We start from the raw sequence: 24,308 nt of genomic DNA on the forward strand, positions 1-24,308 counted from the left end.
AGGTCTTAGTTCCTGCTCAGGCTCCGCCATTGCCCCGGCAGCACTTTCATCCACTGGCCAAAGGTATAGGATGGCGCGTCGGCCCCCGCCAGAAGCGGTACTCTCGCCAAAGTTTCCCCTCCCAGAGAAATCTCCAATGTACCCAGTTCCATCCCCCGCTCCACCGGCGCCTCTACGGAAAGGGGCGCGGCAACGGTCTTTTCCATCTTTTCCAGTTCCTCGGCGGAAAAAATACCGGAAAAGCTCTCCGCCGTCACCAGCGGAACCTCCCCCATAGCGGAACGCGTCACAGCCACCGTGCCGCAAACCTGCTCTTCCTCCGTTACCGGATGATGTTCAAAATACTCATAGCCATAATCCAAAAGGACTCTCGCGTCCTTCCATTTCTGTTCTCTTCCTTCCGCACCCCAGCCGCAGCCCAGAACCACCGCCACCAGCAGTGTATCTTCCCGCTGGGCCGCTCCCACAAAGCAGTTTCCCGCTTTATTGGTATAGCCTGTTTTCACGCCAATGGCCCCATCATACATCTGCAAAAAACGATCCGTATTCACGGCCGTATGACACAGCTTTCCCGTAACATCGGAAAAAGTATGAGAAGGCAGCTGAATGATCTCCCGGAATACTGGATTTTTCAGCGCATAAGCCGTCAGAATACCCAGATCCGCCGCCGTAGTATGATGCTGCTCCAGCGAAAGACTGCTGTCCAGTCCATTGGGCGACCCAAAGACCGTATCCTCCGCTCCCAGCGATTTCGCCCTGGCAGTCATTTCCATGCAGAAGGCTTCCGCAGATCCGCTGACATGCTCCGCCAGTGCCACTGCCGCATCATTATAGGACTTCAGCATCATGGCCCGCAGAAGATCTCCCACGTACCACTGCTCCCCTTCTTTCAGCCCCATCTGTACATCCGGCTGGGCGGCGGCGTTTTTGCTGATGGTCACCACTTCCTCCATACCGCATTTTTCCAGAACCATAATAGCGGTCATGATCTTGGTGGTACTGGCCATTTCCATGGGTTTATCCCCGTGATATTCCCACAGTACACGGCCCGTTTCCCCATCCACCAGCGCCGCCCCTCTGGCAGCCACCTGCGGCTCCGCCCCATAAACGGGACACGCCAGCAGCAATATGATTCCCAAACAGATCCATAGCCTTTTCACAGACATCCCCTCCTCCCATCATTCTATTCCAAAGGGAAAGGGATTATGTTTTTCGCCGTCCTTTGCCGCACAAAAGAAAAAGCCGCAGGTCTTTTTCTCAAAAGACTTACGGCTGTGCAGTTTCTTCTGTTTCTTCTGTCATTTCTTCCTCCAGCGGAGGCAGCTCTCCTACGGATTTAAAACCGAAATACCGGAGAAAATCGTCCGTGGTGCCAAATAAAATGGGCTTGCCCGGCGTATTCTGCCGCCCCACCTCACAAACCAGCTTTTTCTCTACCAGCTTGTTGACGGCATGGTCGGCGCTGACGCCGCGGATCTCCTCAATCTGCCCCTTGGTGATGGGCTGTTTATAGGCGATAATGGCCAGAGTTTCCAGCAAAGACTGGGTCAGGCCCTGACGCTGAGGGCTTTTGTACATATTCCGGATGTATTCGAAGCATTCCGCCGCCGTACACATCTGGTAGGCGTCATTGATCTCCACGATACGGATGCCCCGATGTTCTTCCTCATATTTATCCGCCAGAGACTGTATGATGGCTCTGGCTGTGGCCTTGTCCATTTCAATGGTCTGGGCGATCGCGGAAAGGCTTACCGCCTCCCCTGATATGAAAAGCAGGGATTCCACCACCGCTTCTAATTGTGCCAATCTCATATACGCTCACTTCCGTCACTCGCAGTGATCTGGATCTCGCCAAAGGTCCTCTCCTGCGTGATCTTTACTTCCTTTGTTTTAATCAGTTCCAGCAAAGCCAGAAAGGTAACTACCTTTTCCATTTTTCTGGCGCCTTTTCTAAAAATACCGAAAAAGGTGATCTTCGGCCGAAGAATCAGCAGATCCCGGATATACTCCATTTTATCCTGCACCGTAAACAGATCCCGTTCCACGGCGCGGAAGCTGCTTCTGACACGGTCCACCTTGGATTCTCTTCGGTTCATAACCTCCTGAAAAACATGATACAGGTCCTCCATGGTAATTCCCTGCAAAAAATCATCCAAAGGCTGTTCCTCTCTCTGGCGGAGCCGTTTCACCGCCTCATCAGCTTCTTTATAAAACACCTGCGCCGCTTCTTCCGCCCGGTGCTTCCAGTCGTCGGTGACTCCCTTGATCTTTTTGTATTCCAGCAGCCGCAGCACCAGTTCCTCTCTGGGGTCAGGACCTTCCTCCTCCGTCTCTTTTTTGGTAGAAGGCAGAAGCATTTTGCTTTTGATCTCCAGAAGGGTCGCCGCCATGACGAGAAATTCGCTCATGCCGTCCATATTCCGATCTTCCGCCGCGTCCAGATAGGCCAGATATTGATCCGTCAGCTGGGCGATGGGAATATCGTAAATATCAATCTCATTTTTCTCAATGAGATGATACAACAGATCCAGCGGGCCCTCAAAGGCATCCAGCCGTATGGTCACATTCTGCATAACGCCACTTCCTTACAGTATAAACAGGGCCTGCCCCAGGAAATTCATGATACCATAAATGATGCCCTGGAACACACCGCCGAAGAAGCCCAAAAACAGCAGGAACAGGAAGATCATCTGGATCATCTTCTCATACTGCAAATAGGTAAAGTACTTATTGGCGGGCAGTACCACAGCCAGAACCTTAACGCAGTCCATGGGCGAAACCGGCAGAATGTTGTATACGGCGATGCCCACATTGTAGTAGCACAGATATACCAAAATCTGCATCAGTACCCCATCGGTCCATCGGGTCAAAGACAGAAAGACCATGCCCAGAATCAGATTTACCACAGAAGGCAGGATGGCTACAATAAGAGAATCCCGTTTTCTGTTTTTATAATAAAGGCCGCTGGTCTCCACCGGTTTTCCCCAGCCAAAGCCGCCGCTGTAAAACAGCAGCAGAAAGCCGATGGGCTCAAAATGCTTCACGGGATTCAGCGTCAGACGTCCCTGCTTTTTCGGCAGATCGTCTCCCAGCGCCGTAGAGGCCAGGGCTCTGACAAATTCGTGAAGGGTCGGCGCCACAATCAGACCTGGTATGCTTAAAATAAATGCCATTAAATAATTATCCATTCATTCAATTCCTTTCTTCTTCGGATTTTACCCCATGTTATGATACCAGACTTTTCCCCGGAAGTCAAACCTCCTGCTGTCTCCGGCGAAAAAAACTCCACACATTTTTGCAAAGTTCGCTTGACATTTTTTGCAAAGCGAACTATACTAAAATTGCAAAGCGAACTTTGCGAAAGGAGGTTCTTATGAAAACAAGAATCGCGGAATTAAGAAAAGCGAGACATCTTTCCCAGGATCAGCTGGCAAACCATGTGGGCGTCACCCGCCAGACCATCACCTCTTTGGAGGTGGGGAAATATACGGCCTCTCTGATGCTGGCCTATAAAATCGCCAAGTTTTTCGGACTGACCATAGAAGAGGTATTTTTATTTGAAGAGGAGGAAGAGAAATGAATTATAAACGAAAACTGAAATGGAGCATCCTGTTCGGCATTCTGTGGATTGCTCTGGGCATCCTCGCCGTCTGCTGTGCCGTTTTTCGGATTCCCTCTTCCGGCGGCGGATATCCTTTTTCCTATCTATGCGGCACCGGCGGCAGTTTATTTGCCATCGGAGGTCTTTCCATCCTCCGTTCCCTGCGCCTGATGCGAAACGAGGAACTGTGCCGAAAAGAGGAAATCCGGCTCTATGACGAAAGAAATGTCTACATCCAGAAACAGATTTCGTCCCTGCACAGCACCCTTTCTCTGGCACTGCTCTACGGCGCTACTCTCTGGGCCGCCATTTGCCGGCAGGATCTGCTGCTGCCCTTTATTTTTCTGATGATCGCCGATGTGGCGCTTCTGCTGGTTACCACCGCCGTTTTCCGCATGAAAAACAGCTGCTGATAAGGAGGAGATTTCATGAAGCCCGATCCTTTTGAACAAAAACTCAAGCGTGAAAAATACATGGTAGCCGCCCTTTTTCTGGTCTTTCTCATGATGTATATTTTCGCAAAAATCGAACTTTATCCTAAACGATTTTATCAAAGCTGCGGCTTTTCCGGCGCAGTTGTCACTGCCGTCAGCTATATCCGCTTGGAGCTGGTGCTCCGGCATCCGGACAATCTGTCGGCCTACCGTATCAAAGTGACCGATGAACGAAATAACTTTATCGAAAAACAGGCATACAGCACCTACGCCGTACTTTCGCTGGTCTTTTTGCTGGCGGTGATTCTGGTGGCAGGCTTTGTAGTCCCGGCGTACAGCCCCATTCTGTTTCTCGTGTTTGCGGGCCATGCCGTTCTGCTTCTGATTTGCCTCTTTTACTTCCAGAAGAAATATTGACATCATCAAAAAAGGAGGCACCCTCATGAAAAAAAGATATTTTCTGATTCCGATTCTGCTTCTGGCCATAATATGCTGCTGGACGGTTCTGCACGCACCGGACGGCAAAACACGAGAAAGCCGGGAAAAACTACTGGAGGATCTTCCCAAAGGGATCCAATGGACCATTGAAGAAGAAACCAATATTGAGGACTATATCATCAGCGGTGCTTACAGCACCGACGGCTCCGCCGCTCTGGTGGTATTCGCCCCCACCTCTTCCGGCGGATGGCAGCAGCAGACCAGAGTCATCCGGGAGGACGAGGACGTTCTGCTTCAGCAGGCTGTCATAAACGGCAAATATTACGACATCGCCTGGATCAGCGGCATTTCCACCACAAAAGGCGAAATGCGCTACGACGCCGGCGGAACAGAAGAAGTCCTGGAATTTGACACCACCCAAGGCAACATTATTTTTCATCAGACAGATTTCAAATCCTATACCCTCTCCGTCCGCTACCTGGACAAAAACGGAACTATTTACGAATAAAGCAAGGCACGAGTCCTCTTTAAAAAGAGACCTCGTGCCTTTTTTTCAGCACCAAAGGGAAAGCAGGCGGTACAGCATGGTACGAAGGTCGATCTGCTCCACCGCCTTCGCCGTCACCAGATCCACCCGGCCCGCTTCCTCGCCATCCAGTATGTAAATCATTTCGCCCACCTTGGTTTCTGCCTCCACCGGCGCCTGCACGGCGGGCAGAAGCTCTGTTTTCGTTTCCCATTGCGCTCCTTCTCCCTTGGGCACCAGAACAGAAATCTCCTGGGCGGTCACTGCCTCCACCTGTTCTTCCATTCCCTTTTCCACCGCCACATATCCGGCGCCATAGCCTGCCGGGCGGCCTTTTTCCACAGCATAGTGGGCAAAGCCATAATCCAGCAGCTCCATGACTTCCTCAAACCGTGTTTTAAAATCCGGCGCCGCCATCACCACGGCAATCAGCCCCATGCCGTCCCGCTCCGCCGTACCGGACAGACAATACAAAGCGTTTCCCGTAGAGCCTGTTTTCAGCCCGGTAGCACCTTCGTACCATTTGATGAGCTTATTGGTATTGGTAAGGCCAAATTCCTGCGAACCCTTTCTTGTCTCGTGGGTAATGCTGTCCTGCCATGTGGTAGTATACTCCTGTATCTCCGGAAATTCTTTCATCAAAGCCCGGCTCATCAGTGCGATGTCATAGGCGCTGGTCACATGGCCCTCCGTATCCAGACCGCAGGCATTGACAAAATGGGTATCCTCCATGCCCAGTTCCGCCGCTTTTTCGTTCATTTTCTGTACAAAGGCCTCTTCACTGCCCGCCAGGAATTCCGCCATAGCCACAGCGGCGTCGTTGGCAGAGGCAATAGCAATACATTTTGTCAGATCCGCCGCCGTCTGGGTCTCTCCTTCCTCCAGATAGACCTGGGAACCGCCCATAGAAGCGGCATGGGCGCTGACCTGCACCGTATCCTCCCACTGGAATTTCCTGTCACGCTCCCCCTCATAGATCAAAAGCAGCGTCATAACTTTGGTGACACTGGCCGGCGGCAACTGCTCGTGGCTGTTCTGCTCATAGAGCACCGTTCCCGTGTCTTCCTCCATCAGCAAAGCGGCCTTGGAGGACAGCCCCAGATCCGCCAGATTTTCATACGATTCCTGCGCCCCAGAAACAGGCAGGGCACAAATCATACTCAACAGCAACGCGCAAAAAATGCTCCCTGTTTTTCTGCCCATGTTTTTCCCTCCGCACTCTAAAGTATTACTACTTTATGTCCGGCGGTTTCCTTCTATGCCTGATTTTCCTTTACAGTTCCACTTTTATGGGGTCCTCCAGCCAAAACCCCCGTTCCTCTACCTCACAGTCGTAGGCCAGCACCCGCACCCCTGCTGATGCCGTCTGACGCAGTGCCGCCGCAAAGGCGGGGTCACGCTCCACATGGGGACGGAATATCTTCGGCCCCTTCATCTGGACCAGAAACAGCACCGCCGCCTCATAGCCTTCCTTTGCCGCCTCCGCCAGTTCCAGCAAATGCTTCGCCCCTCTTTCTGTGGGCGCGTCGGGGAACATGGCCGTACCGTTTTCCTCCAGCGTCACGCCCTTTACCTCCAGAAATCCCTTTTGCCCATGTTCCTTTTCATAATAAATATCAAAGCGGGAGGCGCCGTATTTCTTCTCCCGCCGTACCAGCGTCACCGGCCCCAGCTCCCGGATCTTCCCCTCTTCCAACGCCTCCGCCGCCACAGCATTGGGCGCCTGGGAATCCATATTCACCAGCATATCTCCTTTATAGACCGCTACCAGAGAATACCTCGTCTTTCGGGCGGGATTGCCGCTTTCCTCCAAAAATACCCTTGCGCCAGGCACCAGCAGTTCCCGGCATCTGCCTGTATTTTTCACATGGACCATTTCCACGCCCTCCGGCAATTCCACCTCCGCCAGAAACCGATTGGGCCGGGAGAGGAATCTTCCTTCCCGGATCTTGTTTTCATAGTTCATATACGTCCTCTTTTCTATGTAGGGAGAGGGAAGACCCTCTCAGTAATTCTTCGCCTTCCGTTCATAATAGCCCTGGGGATATTTGCAGACAGGGCAGGTTTTGGGCGGCTCCTCGCCCTCGTGAACAAAGCCGCAGTTCCGGCAGACCCAGACGGTTTTGGCATCCCCTTTAAAGGTTTCGCCCTCCTTCAGGCGATGGCGCAGGGCGGCGTATCTGGCCTCATGCTCCTTTTCCACAGCAGCCACATTCTGGAAAAACAAGGCGATTTCGGAAAAGCCCTCCTCTTTGGCCGTCTGCTCCATTTCTTTGTAGAGCTCTGTCCATTCCTCATGCTCTCCCGCAATGCCGGCATCCAGATTGGCCTCTGTATTTCCAATGCCCTGCAAAAACGTAAAAATACGTTTGGCATGCTGGCGTTCGTTTTCCGCCGTCTCCTGAAAATACCCTTTGATCTGCTCCAATCCTTCCTGGCCCGCCTGCTCGGCGAAAAAGTCATATTTGTTCGCCGCCATGGATTCCCCGGCGAAGGCCGCCAGCAGGTTCTGCTCTGTTCTGCTTCCTCTTACAATCATGTTCATTCCTCCCTGTTTTTGGTTTCTTTTTTCAGTCTGTCCAAAAGCAGGAAGGCTTATGCAGTATTTTACCGCAATTCCTGCCGCCATGCCAGCAGAAAAAACCTGTCTTGTGCTTCTGGCTGTCATCCGCTATAATATTACAGGAAAAACATTGAAAAGAAAGGAGTCTTACGCTTGGAACATACGGCTTTGGAAGAAAAAATACGGAATCTGTCCGCCGATTATATTTATGAGGAAGCTGTGGGCAGCCTTCTGCTGCTGCTTATGAGCGCCATGGAGGATGTGGAAAAAGGCCCCCAGCCCCTCCCCTTTGAGATCCACCAGGATATTCTGGACATCAAAAATAACATCAGAACATATCTCTTCTCTCTGGAGGACCTGTTGGAGGGAGAACAGGAACAGCGCTCCGCCGCTCTGGAGAACTGCGCTAAGCTGAAAGAACAGCTGCTCTCAATTTATGAAACCGTTTACAGCTATTTCTCCCAGTGGAATATTTTCTCCACACTGGTCAGCGACCAGGTAGCCCTGCGGAAATATGCCGAGGAGGAAACCGACGCGGAAAAAATCGACTGGTCTTTGTTCTTCGCTGACTGCCACGCTTTCATGGAAAGCGGAGAAAGCCTGCTGGATCAGAAAAGCGCCATGGGCCAGATTTTGAAATGTCTGCCTCTGCATATGGCCAGAGAAAAATACTACGACCTGCTCCGCCAGAGTCTGGCGGCCGCTTTTGCCGGAGAAAGCAAGGAAATGATCGCCCGTTCTCTGGAAGCCTTTGAAGGCTTCTGCTGCCCGGAGACAAACCCGCTGTACGGGAAATATTTCGGCGAAATCGCCGCATGGCTGGGTGAAAAACGTCTGCTCCAGCCCCATAAGCTGGAGGACGAGCCTTTGCAGCAGTATTATGAGGATCTGAAACTGATGCTGGAAAGCCTGCAGGATATCGAAGAATACTTCTCCTGCATCCTTCATGACCTGAACTCCCTGATCCTGCTGTTCTATCTCACATACAGCTTCTCCGATCTGACGGAAAAAGACACCAGCTATGCCGATCTTTACCACACCGTCTGCGAATTTTTGGACGGGGAACTGGACGAAACCCAGAAAGAGGCTTATCTGGATACTTTGAACGAACGTCTGGAACAGGCCGTTGAACCTGTTATTGACCGGGCCAACGCCATCGGAAAAGAAGAATTTGAACTGCTCCAAAAGGTATCTACCTTTGCTGATTTCGGCGAGGATACCCAAAAAGTGCTTATGACAGAGGATTTCATCCGCCAGTGCTTCTTTGGTGATCTGAACGACGAGCTGTTCCAGTTCCATCTGCCGGAGGATCTGCCGCCCGCATCCGAAGAAGAGAAGAAATCCCTGTTTGACGATTTTATTCAGAAAACGAGAAACGCGCTGGAAACTCTGCCGGTACAGACCAGAAAGCTGTCTATGCAGACATTGATGGGTGCGCTGCCGCCGGTCTTTACTGTGCATGAGGTGATGGATCAGGTAATGGAAGCCATTGACAAATCATCCTCTCTGGAACAGAAAATGCTGATCGTGGATAAAATCGGCATGATCTTCCAGGAAAATCATTACCAGTCTCTTACCGACGGCTCTGAGCACCATCACGAACATGACCATCATCACGATCACTGCGGCTGCGGTCACGATCATGAGCATCATCATGACTGCGGCTGTGGTCATGACCACGACCATCATCACCATCATTAAGAGGAGGCACTTATGGAATTCGCGTTTACACACTATAACTATAATGTTTTAAATCTGGAAAAAAGCATGGCCTTTTATGAAGCGGCGCTGGGCTTAAAAGAAGTCCGCCGGAAGGAAGCCACTGACGGCAGCTGGAAGCTGGTTTATCTGGGCGACGACAAAACAGACTTTGAACTGGAGCTGACCTGGCTGCGGGATCGGAAAGAGCCTTACAATCTGGGGGAAAACGAAATCCATCTGGCTTTCCTGACCGATGATTTTGAAGCGGCACACGCCAAGCATAAAGATATGGGCTGCATCTGCTTTGAAAACCCGGAAATGGGCATTTATTTCATTGTGGACCCTGACGGCTACTGGCTGGAAATTCTGCCGCCCCGCAAATGATTCCCAATCATATTGTCTCTGCCCTATGGGCAGAGACTTTTTTGTTCCTGAAAAAAAACAGAAACCCCATTGACAAAAACAGGAACCTGTACTATACTATAATTCGCTGCGGGTCACTAGCTCAGTTGGTAGAGCACTGGACTTTTAATCCAGGTGTCTCGGGTTCGAGTCCCGAGTGACTCATTTGCAAAGGGAAATTTCTTCAATAGAAATTTCCCTTTTTTCATGAGCGAACCGTCTGATTTCGTCTATTGAAAATCAGATACGAATTATGTATAATACTTAATACAGTATCACTACAATGTCAACAAACGGGGGGACAAAAGGCATGGAACATTATACCGTGGTCTTAACAAAATCAGACCGGCAAATACTGGACTCTTATCTGCCTGTGGCGGAAGGAATGGCAGAATTCTGGGGAGAAAGCTGCGAAGTAGTCGTCCATAATCTGGAGCATCTGGATGCCTCTGTCATGAAGATCGTCAACGGGTATCACTCCGGCAGACAGGCCGGCGCTCCCATTTCGGAGATTACGCTGTCCTTTTTAAATAAAATGCTGGAAGACCCCCAGCTGCGTCATGTGACTTATTTCGCAAAAAACCGGCGGGGCGAAACTTTTAAAGCCTCTACCACAGCCATTTTAGGAGAAAATCAGCGGATCATCGGGCTGTTCTGCATCAATTTTTATCTGAACTGCTCTTTGAATTCCTTTCTCCACACCTTTGTGCCCTGTTCCAAAACAGAGGCGGAAAACATTTCTGAGATTTTTGTGGAAAACACCAGCGAATTGATGCTGGAGGCACTGGAAAACGCGAAAAACGCCGTTTACGGCAATCCTTCCATTTCCTCCTCCAACAAAAATAAGGAGATCATCAATCTCCTTTACCAGAAAGGCATTTTCAATTTAAAGGATTCCGTTGTCACCATAGCGGAACATCTGGGCATCTCCAAAAATACAGTCTATATGCATCTGCGCAATCAGAACAAATAAATAAAACGGCAGAACATTCATGTTTTATGAATCTTCTGCCGTTTTTTACTGCATATGTTTTTCAAAACGGAAAAACGCCTCTGTTCCAGGCATTGGATCTCCATCCTCCCCCATCGGCAGATCCCGTCCCGGATGCATCCGGTTAAAGAATTCCACCGCCTGAAAACCGCATTTATTGAGATAAAAATGGATATTTCTCTGTTCAAAATAAGGGGTAATGGTTTCCCATACCTTCGTTTGCGGATAGGCCCGCTCTATGGCCTGCCAGGCCGCCAACCCTACGCCTCTGCTATGGTACGCCGGGGAAATATAAAACAGCTCCAGCTCATTATACATAGCTTTCTGCCCTCGGCGGATAACGGCGCCGCCCACTTTTTGATCTCCCTGGAAAATATAATAAACATCTCTGTCTTCGGCGGCAAAGGCCTTCCGTATCTCCGTATCCTCAGGAACAGGCTCTTCCTGGGGCCCATAATGCTCTTCCAGCGCAATCGCAAAAGCCGCCTGGATTTCTCCGGCAAATTCCTTCCAGTCCTCTGCCTTCGCCCTCACCAGCACAATTTTTTCCCGCATCCGATGTCCTCCTTTTTTCTAAATGATAAAGGGCACAGCGCCTTACGGTACTGTGCCCATGCTTTCTTATTCGTGAGGATGGCGCTCCATATTGATTTCTTCAATATTATACTGTTCCAGAATATCCAAGGGATTTTGGCTCTTAGAGCTTCTTCCGTAACGATTGATCTGCTCGATGCCTCTCACATCATGGGAAAGAGACGCCGCACCGCCGGTACAGCCGAATTTGCAGGCCATACCCTCAATAAAGTTTGCGTCCAGCTTTCCGAAGGATGCCATTTTCATAGTCTTGATACATTCATCAATGCCGTTGCAGCGAACTGCCTTGATCTCTTTGTTAATGCCATCCATTTCCGCCGTGCGGATTACGCTTTCCGTAACACCGCCGGTTCTTGCGAAATTACGTCCATAGGAAGATGCCTCTCCGGCACTTCTTTCTTCGAATTCCTCCAGATTGATCTTTCTGGCATCAAAAATGGCCTGCAATTCCTCAAAGGTCAAAACAATATCAATAACGCCCTTCACGCCTTCCTGCTTCATTTCCACTTTCTTGGCTGTGCATGGCCCAATAAATACGATTCTGGCCTTAGGGTCCTTTGCTTTGATGGCCCGTCCAATGGCGATCATTGGAGAAACCGCTGTGGAAATATGATCCTTGAACTGGGGATAATTCTTTTCCACATAGTCTACGAACGCGGGACAACAGGATGTGGTCTTCCATCCAAGCTCATCCACAGTATCCGCAAATTCTCTGGCCTCAAAAGCAGAAACCATATCCGCCCCAATGGCAGTCTCCACAACATCGTGGAAGCCCAGTTCTTTAATGGCCGCATAAATCTGCCCGGTAGTGATCCCCGGGAACTGGCTGGAAACCGCCGGAGCAACCGCCGCATATACATGATAGCTGGTATTGTTCCAGGAATTTTTCAGCAGGTTCAGAACCTCTACCACAAAGGACTTGTCCACAATCGCGCCGAAGGGGCACTGATATACGCAAGCACCACAGGAGATACACTTGTCATGATCGATAACAGCCTTTCTGTTTTCGTCCATTTTCACCGCGCCTACGGAGCAGGCTCTGATACAGGGCCGTTTTACCTCACTGATGGCATTGAAGGGGCAAACCTGTTTGCAGCGTCCACATTCGATACACAGCTCCTGATTGATATAGGAACGGTGATTTACAATGGTAATGGCATTTCTGGGGCAAACCTCCTGGCACTTATGTCCCAGACAGCCGCGGCAGGCTTCCGTAACGACGAAGCGGTCGATAGGACATTCGTCGCAGGCAGAGTCCAATACATTGATGACTCTGTCATCCTTTGTGGGCTCAATAACCAATTTTACACGATCTTCAATAATATGTCTTTCTTTGTAAATACAACAGCGAAACAGTGCTTTCGGGCCTGGTATGATCTCTTCCGAAATTTCACGGATTACATCCACGGAATCGCTCAGCGTCCCTTTAAAGAAACGGCGGGCAATTTCCTTGTTTACCAGATATTTGATATATTGCACATTGCTTTCAAAATTCTTAGCCATCGCTTTCCTCTTTTCTCCTAATTTTTCGTTTCCGACGTTGTCCCCACATGCATCGGAATACAGTGTACAATGCTACCGAAATAATCTTACACACAGTTTCAAAATTTACTTCTACCACCGTTATACTAGCACATAATTTGTTCGCATGCAATCTATCTTTTGCAAAAAAAGTAACAAATCAACATAACTTTAACATAAAATTTATGGCTAAATTTCCAGAATCTTCCCTTCCAGCAAACACGCGTCCGCTTCATCATGGATTGCCGCCAGAACAGTCTTTCCTTTCGCCGCCTCTTTTACATAATCCGCCACTGTTTTCCTGGTGTTTTCGTCCAGTCCCTGAAAGGGTTCATCCAGGATCAGCATGTCAAATTCCGGCAGCAGCGCTCTTGCGATGGCCACTCTTCGCATCATGCCGCCGCTGAGAACAGAAACCTTTTTTCCCATCCATTCTTCCAGTCCAAAGGCCTTCAGGATCTCCCGGACGCTTTGCTTCTGCTTTTGACTGACGCAGACGGCATAAAGATTTTCCTTCACTGTAAACTCCGGCAGCAGACGATCCTCCTGGAAAACAGCGCTGAGACGTTTCCCCTCCAAACCGGTGATGGTGCCGCCGTCCTTCTGCTCCAGACCTAATAAAATGCGAAAAAGAGTCGTTTTTCCACGACCGGAGGCAGCCATCAGGCAAAGCGTTTCCCCCTCGGAAATATCCAGCGAAAAATCCGCAAATACCTTTTTATCTCCAAAGGCTTTCTCCAAATGAGAAATCCGAATCATCAGGCCACACCTCCTCTGTTCTTTCGCTCGATCCAGCCCAGCAGCGCCAGGAACAGTCTCTCCAGCACAATACTCACCACGATAATGGTAATGGTCCAGGCAAAGAGATCCGGCATCTGTAAATAGGCCTTTGCCTCATACAGCCGCTCTCCAATGGAGCCGTCAGCCACGCCGATGACCTCCGCCGCCGTACCTGCCTTCCAGCACATGCCCATTCCCAGAGCGGAAGCGATCTGTAAATTAGGGTACAGCTGTGGGAAATAAAGATACCGTATTTTTTTCCAAAAGGACAAATGGAACACCTGCCCCATTTCCAACAGCTTTTGGTCCGTCAGAACGATACTCTGCCATGTATTTCCGTACACCAACGGAAAGGCAATCAAAAACGAAATAAATACCGACAAGCCGGAAGCGGAAAACCAGAACAGCGCCAAAATAACGAAGCTGGCCACCGGCGTAGACTTCATTGCCATAACCAGAGGCGCCATCAAATGGCGAAAGTTTCTGTATCTGGCCGCCAATGCTCCCGTCAGAATACCCGCCAGAAGGGCAAGGAAAAAGCCGCCCAGGATTCTTACGGCGGAAAAGGCTACGCTTTGCCAGAAAGAGCCCTCCCGCGCCAGAAAAAACAGGCGGTATAAAGCGGCGGCAGGAGACACCAAAAGAATCTCCTGCCCGATCCACATGCTGGCAGCCTGCCAGACTGCCAACCAGAATAAAACTGCCCAAATTTTCATACGATTTTTCTTATTCATGGTAATAGAATTCATCCGCAGGCATCGCGCCGCCGACTGCCGCCGGATTCTGCTCGTACAATACATTTAAGTAACCGCTCAAAGCGTCCGTCATTTCGTCTCCTGTCATGCAGACAATGTTGCAGAATGGCAGCGCTTTTTCCGCTACAGCTGCTTTCAGGATATCATATTTTTCGATCAGCTGCGCTGCGTCCGCCGTATTGGCGTTCACATATTCCACAGACGCTCCATACTGTTCCAGGAACAAATCTACCGCGTCCTTATGCGCCTCTACAAATTCGGTTCTTGCTACCACAACGCCTGTAATCATACTGCTGGGGTTTTCGCTGTTCTCCTGCAGCTTGTCCCATTCTTCCGTCAGATCCAGCGCCACACGGATATCGGAATTCTGCGCCTGCGCCGTTGTCACAAAAGGCTGGGGCAGCATCGCGATCCCCTCGGGATCAATGGCCATAGCCGCCACACATTCCGCATGTTCGGATTTCCACTGGATATTAACGTCTGTTTCCGGATTCAGACCGTTTCCTTCCAGAATATAATTCAGGCCATATTCCGGTGTCGCGCCCTTGCCGGAGGCATAAATAGTCTTTCCTTTCAAGTCTTCCACAGACTGAATGGTATTGCCGTTCTCTACAATGTAGATCACACCCAGCGTATTGATAGCCAGCACCTGCACATCTGTTTTCTGGGACAATACTGCCGCCAGATTCGCCGGTACCGCCGCAATATCCAGCTCGCCTTTTACAAGCAGAGGCGTAATCTCATCAGGAGAAGCTTTCAGTGTAAATTCATAGGTATTGGTCTCGGTTTGTCCTTCTTCCGCATCCTCCATCAGCTTTACCATCCCCATGGCTGTTGGGCCCTTCAGCGCCCCCACACGCAAGGTTGCCGGTTCCGCTTCCGTCTCCTGCGTGCCGCAGCCCCCCAAGGCCGTCACGCTCAGTGCCAGCGCCAGCAAAATACTCATGATCTTTTTCATTTCTATCCCTTCCTTTCTTGGTAAAATAATGTGCTTTTATTGTACTCTAATCTTTTTCCAGTGGCAAGTTGCATTTGCCACATCCTTCACAAAAAACCAATTTTCTGAAAAAAACCGCTTTCCACTCGCCTTTGCGTTGAATCGAAAGAGGAAAAATGGTATAATCTGAGGTATCATATTTTTTACCATGGCGGCGAAAATCATTTTGCCGTCCGAAAAAAAGAGGTGTATCACATGAAAAGAACAAAAGAACCTTACAGAGAGTATTACCAGGAATTACGCGCCCTGACCGTATTTCGGGATCTGCTTTCCCTGCCCCTGTTCCAAAAGCTGATGGCACTGCTGGACGCGGCGGATCAGATGGAAAAGCTGCCCTCTCCCGCCCATACGGCCCAGACCGCGGAGGCCTACTGCGATTTTGCGGCTGAGCTTTATGCTTATCCGCCGGAAAAGGGCGATTTCCTGTCGGCCAATTTCTCCCGCATCCTGCGGACATTGGTACTGGACAGCGAAAACTGCTATATGCGTGCAAAAGCCTCCGGTCATGAAACAGCGGCGCCCATTGAAACAAGACTTCAGCAGGAACTGGATTTCCTCCAGCGCCTTTCCTCCCTTTCCGATCAGTCCTTCTGCGACTCTCTGGAAAGCGGCGGTTGGGAAACCTCCCTGCCCCATTGGAATACTTCCCCCATTTCTCTGGCGGAAGATTATTATCGCCGAATCGAACTGTTGCCGCAGACAGGCTGGGGCATCTTCGCATCCTGCCATACCTTCCTCTTTGACGAGCGTGGTCTGGTACCTGTGCGCCATCCCGATCTCCAGAGTCTTTCCGAGCTTTCCGGCTATGAAAGAGAGCGTACTCAGGTTCTGCGCAACACAGAAAACTTTATGGACGGCGGCACCGCTTCCAATGTCCTGCTTTACGGCGATGCCGGTACCGGGAAAAGCTCTACCATCAAGGCCATTGCCAATTCTCTGAAAAACAGAGGCCTGCGGCTGGTAGAGGTAAAAAAGAACCAGCTTTACCGTATCCCCGACCTGCTGGATCAGCTTTCCGGCAATCCGTTGAAATTTATTCTTTTTATCGACGATCTGAGCTTCAGCGGCAACGACGATAATTTCGCCGCACTGAAAGCCATTCTGGAGGGCGGTGTAGCCGCCTGCGGCAAAAATGTACTGATCTACGCCACCAGCAACCGGCGTCATCTGGTAAAAGAGACCATGACGGAGCGTCAGGGAGATGAGCTGTATCTGAACGACACATTACAGGAAACCATGAGCCTTGCCGCTCGTTTCGGCCTGACGATCACCTTCCAGAAGCCCGGAAAAGACGCTTATCTTTCCATCGTTCGGGATCTGGCAAAACAATACGGTCTGGAAATGGACGATGAAGAGCTCTGCATCAAGGCGGAAGCCTATGCCATCCGCTCCAACGGCAGAAGTCCCCGTACAGCCAAACATTTCGTGGAACTGCAAAAAGCCGGATTATAAATCAGACAAAACAAAAACACAGCTCTGTGTTTCATAAAAAACAAACATTGCCGGAATCTCTGGAAACAGAAAGACTTCCGGCAATTCTTTTTCGATTAAAATTATAATCTGAATTGGGGATCTCTTCCGGAGTATCCTCATAAAAAGCAAAAATCTCTGAAATCCTCGCAATATAAAGGACTTCAGAGATTTTTTAAGAAATTATCTTCTCATAAAGACAACTTTTCCTCTTTTTTCTTTTCTGCCGGCGTTTGCCATTTACTGCATTACAGCGCCTTTGCTGGAAGCGGCTACGTTTCTGGCGTATCTTGCCAGCCAGCCTGTGGTTACCTTGGGTGCGGGAGCCACATAAGCTTTTCTTCTTTCTTCCAGTTCCTCATCGCTGAGTTTCGCGTTAATGGATGCGTTAGGGATATCAATTTCAATGATATCGCCGTCTTTCAGCAGACCGATCTCACCACCGGCTGCCGCCTCAGGGCAAACATGGCCAATGGAAGCACCACGGCTGGCGCCGGAGAATCTGCCGTCTGTAATCAGAGCAACACATTTATCCAGCTGCATGCCTGCCAGCGCGCTGGTAGGGTTCAGCATTTCGCGCATACCGGGACCGCCTTTGGGGCCTTCGTAACGAATTACCACAACATCACCGGGTTTGATCTGACCGTCGTAGATAGCGGCAATAGCGTCGCTTTCGTCGTCAAATACACGAGCAGGACCGCTGTGGCAGAGCATTTCCTCCGCAACGGCACTGCGTTTTACGACGCAGCCGTCCTTCGCGATATTCCCCCACAGTACGGCAATACCGCCGGTCCGGCTGTACGGATTCTCCACAGGACGAATGATTTCGGGATTTTTATTGTACGCGCCCGCAATATTCTCCTTCAGGGTGTGGCCTGTTACCGTCATGCAGTCCAGATTCAGCAGACCTTTCTTAGACAATTCCGCCTGTACCGCGGGAATACCGCCAGCCCGCTGCAAGTCAACAATATATGTGTCCCCGGCCGGCGCCAGATGGCACAGATTGGGTACTTTTGCGGAAATTTCGTTGAAAATATTCAGATTCAGATCCACACCTGCCTCATTGGCGATTGCCAGCAGATGCAGTACGCTGTTGGAGGAGCAGCCCAGTGCCATATCACAGGCAACAGCGTTGCGGATGGATGCTTCTGTAATAATATCTCTTGCTTTAATATCTTTTTCCACCAGCTCCATGATCTTCATACCGGCATGTTTTGCCAGCTGGAGTCTGCCGCTGTCCACAGCAGGAATGGTGCCGTTGCCGGGCAGAGCCATACCAATGGCTTCACACAGACAGTTCATGCTGTTGGCTGTAAACATACCAGCGCAGGAACCGCAGCCGGGGCAGGCGTTATTTTCAAATTCATACAGCTTAGCGTCATCTATCAGACCTGCTTTTCTGGCGCCTACTGCCTCAAACATTTCTGACAGGCTCTTATGGCAGTTATCCACAACGCCGGGCATCATGGGGCCGCCGGAACAAACAATGGCAGGCAGATTGATTCTTGCCGCTGCCATAACCATACCGGGAACGATCTTATCACAGTTGGGCACCAGCACCAGACCATCAAAGCAGTGTGCCATGGCCATGGTCTCCACGCTGTCCGCGATCAGTTCTCTGCTGGCCAGACTGTATTTCATGCCGATATGGCCCATGGCAATCCCATCGCAAACGCCGATGGCAGGCACTTCGATGGGTGTGCCGCCAGCCATACGGATGCCGGCCTTGACAGCGTCCGCTACCTTATCCAGATGGAAATGACCGGGAACGATCTCGCTGTGAGCGGACACAACGCCGATCAGAGGACGTTCCAGCTCTTCCTTGGTATAGCCCATAGCATAGAATAAGCTGCGCATCGGCGCTTTTTCTACGCCCTGTGTTACATTCGCACTTCTCAGATTTTTCATACTTTTTATAAGGGACTTCTTTCGATACAGAAAAAGCACCCTCGCGTCCATCTTCATCAGAAAAAAATATCGCTGAAATCCTTGCATCATGAAGGATTCCAGCGATCACATTTTGATTGGAATTGCTTTCTTCTAAAGACAGTCATCGCAGTTCCTCTTAAGAAATCAAGGAAAAAAAACACAATGTTTTCTTAAGGGGAGCCTGCTTTTGGCAGGTGCTTTTCCCTACTGAGGAATTCCCCTTCCTCCTTCTTGTCTTAATTATTTTTTCAGCCAGCTCATCATCTTACGCAGTTCTGCGCCTACATGGCACAGCTGGTGGTCTGCCTGTACACGTCTGGAAGCCAGGAATTTTGCTTTGCCGCCGGCTTTCATTTCCTGGATAAAGGTGCTTGCGAAAGTACCATCCTGGATATCAGCCAACAGGCTCTTCATGCCTTCTCTTGCTTCTTTTGTGATAACACGTGTGCCTGCGATGTAATCGCCGTACTCAGCTGTGTTGGAGATGGAATAACGCATCTTGTCGAAGCCGCCTTCGTAGATCAGATCAACGATCAGCTTCATTTCATGGATACATTCAAAGTATGCCATTTCGGGTTCATAACCAGCTTCTACCAGAGTTTCGAAACCAGCCTTCATCAATTCTGTTACGCCGCCGCACAGAACTGCCTGTTCACCAAACAGGTCTGTTTCTGTTTCTTCTTTGAATGTTGTTTCCAGAATGCCGGCACGGCCTGCGCCGATCCCGCATGCATAAGCCAGAGCATAGTCTTTTGCTTTGCCGGAAGCGTCCTGATATACAGCAATCAAGCTGGGTACGCCAGCGCCTTCTGTGTACAGCTTACGAACGATATGACCGGGGCCCTTCGGTGCGATCATGATAACGTCCAGACCCTTTGCAGGCTGGATCTGATTATAGTGGATATTAAAACCATGAGCGAAAGCCAGGATGTCGCCGTCTTTCATGTGTTTCGCAATCTGATTTTTATAGATATCAGCAGCCAGTTCGTCAGGTACCAGCATCATTACTACATCGCCTGCTTCTGCCGCTTCTTCGATTTCCATTACTTTCAGGCCGGCAGCTTCTGCTTTTGCAGTGTGTGCGGAGCCTTTTCTCAGACCAACAACTACGTTCATGCCGCTTTCTTTCAGGTTTTCCGCATGTGCGTGACCCTGGCTGCCAAAGCCGATAACTGCGATGGTCTTACCATCCAACATTCCTAAATTACAATCCTGATCATAATACTTCTTTATCATTTGTGCTCTCTCCTTTTCTTTTTACTCTTTTGTTTTCTGTTTATTCTTGAAGGCCTCTCTCAATGCCTGTGATACCGGTACGGCATACTTCAATGATGTCATAGCAGTCCATCATATTCATAAACCCATCCAGCTTCTCAGGGGAGCCCGTCAATTCGATAATCATACTGCTCTTGGAAAGATCAATGATCTTCCCGCGATAAATTTCCACGATCTCCCGGATCGCAGCCCGATTCGTCTTATCTGCTTTCAGTTTCAAAAGCAGCAGCTCACGGTATACGCTGTTTTTCATATCCAGCAGATAAATCTCTTTGACTACTTCCAGCTTTTCTGTCTGAGAAATAATCTGATGCAGCACATTTTCATCGCTTTCTCCTGTCACTACCGTAATACGTGTTACCCCGGGAATATGGGTCTCGGAAGCGGTAATAGTGCTAATATTGAAATTCCGTCTGCCAAACAGACTGGAGATCCTGGCAAGTACATTGGGCTGGTTTTCCACCAGCATGCGCACCACTTGTCTGGGTGCATTCTTATCTACCTTTAATTCTGTCATACTGTCGCCTCCCGTTCATCAATTCAAAATGATGTCTGCCACTGTGCCGCCGTTGGGGATCATAGGCAGGACTTTTTCTTCCTGGTCGATGATACACTCGATCCAGACGGGGCCGTTCACCTTCAGCGCCTCAGCAAAGGCTTCCCGGAATTCCTCCGGTGTTTCCGCACGGAAGGTCTTTACACCAAAGCCTTCGCCCACCTTCAGGAAATCTGTCTTTCTCTGGGGTGTAGTCGCGGAATACCGTCTTTCATAGAACGCGCTTTGCCACTGATAAACCATGCCAAGCACATGGTTGTTCATGATAACAGTAATAATAGGTAAATTTTCGGAAACAGCGGTGCATGCTTCGTTCAGATTCATATGGAAGGATGCGTCGCCGGTAAAATGTACGATCCGTTTATCGGGACATCCCACCTGTGCGCCGATGGCCGCGCCATAGCCAAAGCCCATGGTGCCCAGACCGCCGCTGGTAAGGAATGCCTTTGTATTCTGATGTTTGATAAACTGAGCCGCCCACATCTGGTGCTGGCCTACATCTGTCACGTAAATTGTTTCTTTATCCGTCATGTCGCATACCGCGCCGATGATTTCTCTGGGATGGAGCTTCGCCGCAGGACACTGTGCCGCGATAGAGGCTTTTCTCCATTCTCCCACCTGTTCCAGCCAATCGGGACGTTTCTTCTCTTCTACCAGAGGCAGTACCTCCTGAAGAAAATATTTCACATCGGATAATACGCTCATATCCACGATGACATTTTTATTGATTTCGCTTTCGTCGATGTCCACCTGAACCTTCAGCGCTTCTTTGGCGAATTTTTCCATGTTCAGCGCCACTCTATCGGAAAATCTGGTACCCAGCGCCAATACCAGGTCGGCGTTGTCTACCGCTTTATTGGCCGCTACGCTGCCGTGCATCCCGATCATACCCAGAGAATGTGTATCGTTATACCCTACGATGCCTACGGCCATCATGGTATAGGTCACCGGGATATCCGCCTTCCGGAACAGCGCTTTCAGTTCCTCTACCGCGTCGGATGCAGGTACGCCGCCGCCGCAGTAGATGACAGGACGTTTCGCCTGATTGATATAGGAAGCGATTTTTTCTACTTCCTCCTTCTCTGCCTTGGGCATTTCCACTTTCTTTCTCTCTGCCATAGGTTCAAATTCACAAAGAGCCGCGGATACATCCTTTGTCACATCCACCAGAACGGGGCCTTTTCTGCCGGTTTCGGCAATACGGAAGGCTTCTCTGACGGCGTGTGCCAGATCTTCTACCTTATTTACAAAGAAATTATGTTTTGTAATGGGCATCGTAATGCCGGTAATATATACTTCCTGAAAAGCATCTCTGCCAATCAGGCTGTTTGCTACATTAGATGTAATGGCTACCATGGGAATGCTGTCCATAAACGCTGTGGCGATCCCTGTAACCAAATTAGTTGCTCCCGGGCCGCTGGTAGCAAATACCACGCCGGTCCTGCCAGTTGCTCTTGCATAGCCGTCTGCTGCGTGTGCCGCGCCCTGTTCGTGAGCAGTCAGCACGTGTCTAATTCGGTCTTGATAGGAATATAATGTGTCGTAAATGTTCAGAGCCGCACCGCCCGGATAGCCGAATACAGTGTCTACGCCCATTTCCAGCAGAATTTCCATGATGATCTGTGATCCTGTCAGCTGCATAACATATCCCTCTCTTCCCAATTTTTTCTTTCGTAGCTTGCATGCTTTTTTGTTTGTTGATGTGTACTTTTTTTAATACACCCATTATATTACACTTTCGCTAAATGTCAATAGGTTTTTTTGTCAGATGTGCATAAGAAAATTTTTACACTATATTTGTGAAAATACACTTGACATATTGTTCTAATTTTAGTACAATCTCTAGCATCACAATCAATTTTTGCAGAATCCATTCGATTTTCTTTCCTAATTGAATCCATTCGGAACCTTAATAGGAAGGATCTTCCAAGGGATCAGCAAAACATACAAAATACAGGACATGGGAACGTCCAATATTAACAAAAGAATCCGTTATGCGGAAGAAAGAAGGTTTGATTATTATGATGAAAAATTGTGAGAAGTACAAAGTAGGTTATTTTATGCCGCCGGAGCCCTCTATGGATTGGGTAACAAAGGATCATCTGGAAGTTGCTCCCCAGTGGTGCAGCGTTGATCTTCGCGACGGTAATCAGGCCCTAATCGTTCCCATGAGTCTACAGGAAAAAATTGAATTTTTCCAGTTCCTGGTAAAACTTGGCTTTAAAGAAATCGAAGTCGGCTTCCCTGCCGCTTCTGAAACAGAATATGAATTCCTGCGGACTCTGATCGAGCAGGATATGATTCCTGACGATGTTACCGTTCAGGTACTGACACAGTCCAGAGAACATATCATCGCAAAAACATTTGAGTCTCTGAAAGGAGCAAAACGTGCCATCGTGCATCTGTACAATTCCACCTCTCTGGCACAGAGAGAACAGGTTTTCCGCGCCAGCCGGGAAGAAATTATTGAAATCGCTGTCAGCGGTGCGAAGCTGATGAATGAATACGCAGAAAAAATGCCGGAAACCGATTTCCGTTTTGAGTATTCTCCCGAAAGCTTTACCGGTACAGAGATCGACTTTGCGGAAGAAATCTGCAACGCCGTTATCGACGTTTGGAAACCTACTCCTGAGAAAAAAGTTATCATCAATCTGCCCGCTACGGTGGCTATGTCTATGCCTCACGTTTACGCGGCTCAGATTTCCTATATGTCCCGTCACCTGCACCATCGCGACTGCGTAGTGCTGTCTCTGCACCCTCATAATGACAGAGGCACCGCTGTTGCGGACGCAGAACTGGGCCTGCTGGCCGGCGGCGACAGAATTGAAGGCACATTGTTCGGCAATGGCGAAAGAACAGGCAATGTAGATATTATTACACTGGCAATGAATTTGTTCTCTCATGGTGTAGATCCCCAGCTGGATTTTTCCAATATGCCTGAAATCGTAAAAACCTATGAAAAATATACAGATATGAAAGTGCATCCTCGTCAGCCCTACGGCGGGCAGCTTGTATTCGCCGCATTCTCCGGTTCTCATCAGGATGCTATCGCAAAAGGCATGAAGTATCGTGAAGACCGTCATATGAAACAGTGGATGGTACCCTACCTGCCCATTGACCCTCATGATGTCGGCAGAGAATATGACGCGGACGTTATCCGTATCAACAGCCAGTCTGGTAAGGGCGGTATCGCTTATATCCTGGAACACAACTACGGCTTCCACATCCCTATGAAGATGAGAGAAGAGATCGGCTATATGATTAAGGGAGTTTCCGATCACAGCCATAAAGAGCTGAAACCCGCGGAAGTATACGAAACATTTAAAAAGGAATATATCAATGTATTTGATCCCATTGACATCACTGACGCTACATTCCGCAAGAACTCCACTTATAAAGGAGACGACGGCTATACCGTAGATATCCATGTAAATATCGCCGGCACGGAATATGACTTTACAGCCAGCGGCAACGGCCGTCTGGATGCCGTAAGCAACGCGCTGCGTCAGTCCGAACTGTATACCTTTGACTATACCTTCGTTACTTACACAGAGCACGCGCTGGAAGAAGAATCCAATTCCCGCGCCGCTGCCTATGTTGCCATCGCTGACAGCAAAGGCAAGGTATTCTGGGGCGTAGGTATGCATCAGGACATCATTCTGGCTTCCATCAACGCGCTGGTCAGCGCCATCAACCGCCAGAACAAATACAGCCACTTTATCACAGATTAAGATCAGCCGATAAAGGACAGGTGCCGCCCCGACAGTTTGTCACG

At 49.6% G+C, this 24,308-nt stretch carries 25 protein-coding genes and 1 tRNA gene; 10 read left to right on the forward strand and 16 right to left on the reverse strand.

The window, feature by feature from the left end; translation table 11 throughout:
* Positions 1–5 precede the first annotated feature (5 nt).
* The 4 genes from H9X84_RS00745 to H9X84_RS00760 all read right to left on the reverse strand — a co-directional run bounded on the left by H9X84_RS00745 (position 6) and on the right by H9X84_RS00760 (position 3,188).
* Positions 6–1,160, reverse strand: a complete 1,155-nt coding sequence (locus H9X84_RS00745; protein WP_205132405.1) for a D-alanyl-D-alanine carboxypeptidase family protein — start codon at positions 1,158–1,160, stop codon at positions 6–8.
* A gap of 106 nt (positions 1,161–1,266) precedes the next feature.
* On the reverse strand, positions 1,267–1,812 hold the full coding sequence (scpB, locus tag H9X84_RS00750; RefSeq protein ID WP_205132406.1) for an SMC-Scp complex subunit ScpB: 546 nt from the start codon (positions 1,810–1,812) through the stop codon (positions 1,267–1,269).
* Positions 1,809–2,573: a segregation and condensation protein A gene (locus H9X84_RS00755; RefSeq protein WP_205132407.1), complete on the reverse strand. Its 765-nt coding sequence runs from the start codon at positions 2,571–2,573 to the stop codon at positions 1,809–1,811. Before H9X84_RS00755 ends, scpB begins: the two co-directional genes overlap by 4 nt.
* A 12-nt stretch (positions 2,574–2,585) precedes the next feature.
* Complete coding sequence (locus tag H9X84_RS00760; protein ID WP_205132408.1) at positions 2,586–3,188, reverse strand: site-2 protease family protein; 603 nt, start codon at positions 3,186–3,188, stop codon at positions 2,586–2,588.
* Between the two features lie 185 nt (positions 3,189–3,373).
* Between H9X84_RS00760 and H9X84_RS00765 the strand changes: the two genes are divergently transcribed.
* The 4 genes from H9X84_RS00765 to H9X84_RS00780 are packed head-to-tail and all read left to right on the forward strand — an operon-like array spanning position 3,374 to position 4,981.
* Entirely contained in the window at positions 3,374–3,580 is a 207-nt protein-coding gene (locus H9X84_RS00765) for a helix-turn-helix transcriptional regulator (RefSeq protein WP_205132409.1), read from the forward strand.
* Positions 3,577–4,014 (forward strand): hypothetical protein, encoded by a 438-nt coding sequence (locus tag H9X84_RS00770; RefSeq protein WP_205132410.1) that lies wholly within the window; start codon positions 3,577–3,579, stop codon positions 4,012–4,014. Before H9X84_RS00765 ends, H9X84_RS00770 begins: the two co-directional genes overlap by 4 nt.
* A 15-nt stretch (positions 4,015–4,029) precedes the next feature.
* Complete coding sequence (locus H9X84_RS00775) at positions 4,030–4,452, forward strand: hypothetical protein (RefSeq protein ID WP_205132411.1); 423 nt, start codon at positions 4,030–4,032, stop codon at positions 4,450–4,452.
* Positions 4,453–4,477: 25 nt separating this feature from the next.
* On the forward strand, positions 4,478–4,981 hold the full coding sequence (locus tag H9X84_RS00780) for a hypothetical protein (protein WP_205132412.1): 504 nt from the start codon (positions 4,478–4,480) through the stop codon (positions 4,979–4,981).
* Between the two features lie 45 nt (positions 4,982–5,026).
* Here H9X84_RS00780 and H9X84_RS00785 read toward each other — a convergent pair whose 3' ends face one another.
* The 3 genes from H9X84_RS00785 to rbr all read right to left on the reverse strand — a co-directional run bounded on the left by H9X84_RS00785 (position 5,027) and on the right by rbr (position 7,538).
* Entirely contained in the window at positions 5,027–6,202 is a 1,176-nt protein-coding gene (locus H9X84_RS00785; protein ID WP_205132413.1) for a D-alanyl-D-alanine carboxypeptidase family protein, read from the reverse strand.
* 70 nt (positions 6,203–6,272) lie between these two features.
* The gene (sfsA, locus tag H9X84_RS00790; protein WP_205132414.1) at positions 6,273–6,965 is read right to left on the reverse strand and encodes a DNA/RNA nuclease SfsA; all 693 of its coding nucleotides are present in this window, start codon (positions 6,963–6,965) and stop codon (positions 6,273–6,275) included.
* A 39-nt stretch (positions 6,966–7,004) separates the two neighbouring features.
* Positions 7,005–7,538, reverse strand: coding sequence for a rubrerythrin (gene rbr / locus H9X84_RS00795; protein WP_205132415.1), 534 nt, complete (start codon positions 7,536–7,538; stop codon positions 7,005–7,007).
* 177 nt (positions 7,539–7,715) lie between these two features.
* Here rbr and H9X84_RS00800 point away from each other — a divergent pair, with 177 nt between their 5' ends.
* The 4 genes from H9X84_RS00800 (at position 7,716) to H9X84_RS00815 (ending at position 10,638) form a co-directional block, all read left to right on the forward strand.
* Positions 7,716–9,263 (forward strand): hypothetical protein, encoded by a 1,548-nt coding sequence (locus H9X84_RS00800; RefSeq protein WP_205132416.1) that lies wholly within the window; start codon positions 7,716–7,718, stop codon positions 9,261–9,263.
* 12 nt (positions 9,264–9,275) lie between these two features.
* Positions 9,276–9,647: a VOC family protein gene (locus H9X84_RS00805; RefSeq protein ID WP_205132417.1), complete on the forward strand. Its 372-nt coding sequence runs from the start codon at positions 9,276–9,278 to the stop codon at positions 9,645–9,647.
* Positions 9,648–9,757: 110 nt separating this feature from the next.
* Positions 9,758–9,830, forward strand: a tRNA-Lys gene (locus H9X84_RS00810).
* A 145-nt stretch (positions 9,831–9,975) separates the two neighbouring features.
* Positions 9,976–10,638 carry a helix-turn-helix transcriptional regulator gene (locus H9X84_RS00815; RefSeq protein ID WP_205132418.1) on the forward strand — a complete coding sequence of 221 codons (663 nt, stop codon included), beginning with the start codon at positions 9,976–9,978 and terminating at the stop codon, positions 10,636–10,638.
* Positions 10,639–10,683: 45 nt separating this feature from the next.
* Here H9X84_RS00815 and H9X84_RS00820 read toward each other — a convergent pair whose 3' ends face one another.
* The 5 genes from H9X84_RS00820 to H9X84_RS00840 form a co-directional block, all read right to left on the reverse strand.
* Positions 10,684–11,211, reverse strand: a complete 528-nt coding sequence (locus H9X84_RS00820) for a GNAT family N-acetyltransferase (RefSeq protein ID WP_205132419.1) — start codon at positions 11,209–11,211, stop codon at positions 10,684–10,686.
* Between the two features lie 66 nt (positions 11,212–11,277).
* Positions 11,278–12,753 carry a 4Fe-4S dicluster domain-containing protein gene (locus tag H9X84_RS00825; protein ID WP_205132420.1) on the reverse strand — a complete coding sequence of 492 codons (1,476 nt, stop codon included), beginning with the start codon at positions 12,751–12,753 and terminating at the stop codon, positions 11,278–11,280.
* A 207-nt stretch (positions 12,754–12,960) separates the two neighbouring features.
* The gene (locus H9X84_RS00830) at positions 12,961–13,530 is read right to left on the reverse strand and encodes an ATP-binding cassette domain-containing protein (RefSeq protein ID WP_205132421.1); all 570 of its coding nucleotides are present in this window, start codon (positions 13,528–13,530) and stop codon (positions 12,961–12,963) included.
* Entirely contained in the window at positions 13,530–14,267 is a 738-nt protein-coding gene (locus H9X84_RS00835; RefSeq protein WP_243424973.1) for an ABC transporter permease, read from the reverse strand. The genes H9X84_RS00830 and H9X84_RS00835 overlap by 1 nt, the downstream gene beginning before the upstream one ends.
* Positions 14,268–14,277: 10 nt before the next feature.
* The gene (locus H9X84_RS00840; protein WP_205132423.1) at positions 14,278–15,264 is read right to left on the reverse strand and encodes an ABC transporter substrate-binding protein; all 987 of its coding nucleotides are present in this window, start codon (positions 15,262–15,264) and stop codon (positions 14,278–14,280) included.
* Between the two features lie 234 nt (positions 15,265–15,498).
* Between H9X84_RS00840 and H9X84_RS00845 the strand changes: the two genes are divergently transcribed.
* Positions 15,499–16,755: an ATP-binding protein gene (locus H9X84_RS00845; protein WP_205132424.1), complete on the forward strand. Its 1,257-nt coding sequence runs from the start codon at positions 15,499–15,501 to the stop codon at positions 16,753–16,755.
* Positions 16,756–17,013: 258 nt separating this feature from the next.
* Here the strand turns inward: H9X84_RS00845 and ilvD are convergent, their stop codons facing one another.
* The 4 genes from ilvD to ilvB form a co-directional block, all read right to left on the reverse strand.
* Positions 17,014–18,672, reverse strand: a complete 1,659-nt coding sequence (gene ilvD / locus H9X84_RS00850) for a dihydroxy-acid dehydratase (RefSeq protein ID WP_243423481.1) — start codon at positions 18,670–18,672, stop codon at positions 17,014–17,016.
* A 270-nt stretch (positions 18,673–18,942) separates the two neighbouring features.
* Positions 18,943–19,938 carry a ketol-acid reductoisomerase gene (gene ilvC, locus H9X84_RS00855; protein ID WP_205132426.1) on the reverse strand — a complete coding sequence of 332 codons (996 nt, stop codon included), beginning with the start codon at positions 19,936–19,938 and terminating at the stop codon, positions 18,943–18,945.
* Between the two features lie 40 nt (positions 19,939–19,978).
* Complete coding sequence (ilvN, locus tag H9X84_RS00860) at positions 19,979–20,494, reverse strand: acetolactate synthase small subunit (protein ID WP_205132427.1); 516 nt, start codon at positions 20,492–20,494, stop codon at positions 19,979–19,981.
* Positions 20,495–20,512: 18 nt separating this feature from the next.
* Positions 20,513–22,174 (reverse strand): biosynthetic-type acetolactate synthase large subunit, encoded by a 1,662-nt coding sequence (ilvB, locus tag H9X84_RS00865; RefSeq protein WP_205132428.1) that lies wholly within the window; start codon positions 22,172–22,174, stop codon positions 20,513–20,515.
* A 353-nt stretch (positions 22,175–22,527) separates the two neighbouring features.
* Between ilvB and H9X84_RS00870 the strand changes: the two genes are divergently transcribed.
* Positions 22,528–24,264 (forward strand): 2-isopropylmalate synthase, encoded by a 1,737-nt coding sequence (locus H9X84_RS00870; protein WP_330612210.1) that lies wholly within the window; start codon positions 22,528–22,530, stop codon positions 24,262–24,264.
* The last annotated feature ends 44 nt before the right edge of the window (positions 24,265–24,308 follow it).

Source organism: Anaerotignum lactatifermentans, assembly GCF_016902535.1.
Taxonomy (GTDB): Bacteria; Bacillota; Clostridia; order Lachnospirales; family Anaerotignaceae; genus Anaerotignum; species Anaerotignum lactatifermentans_A.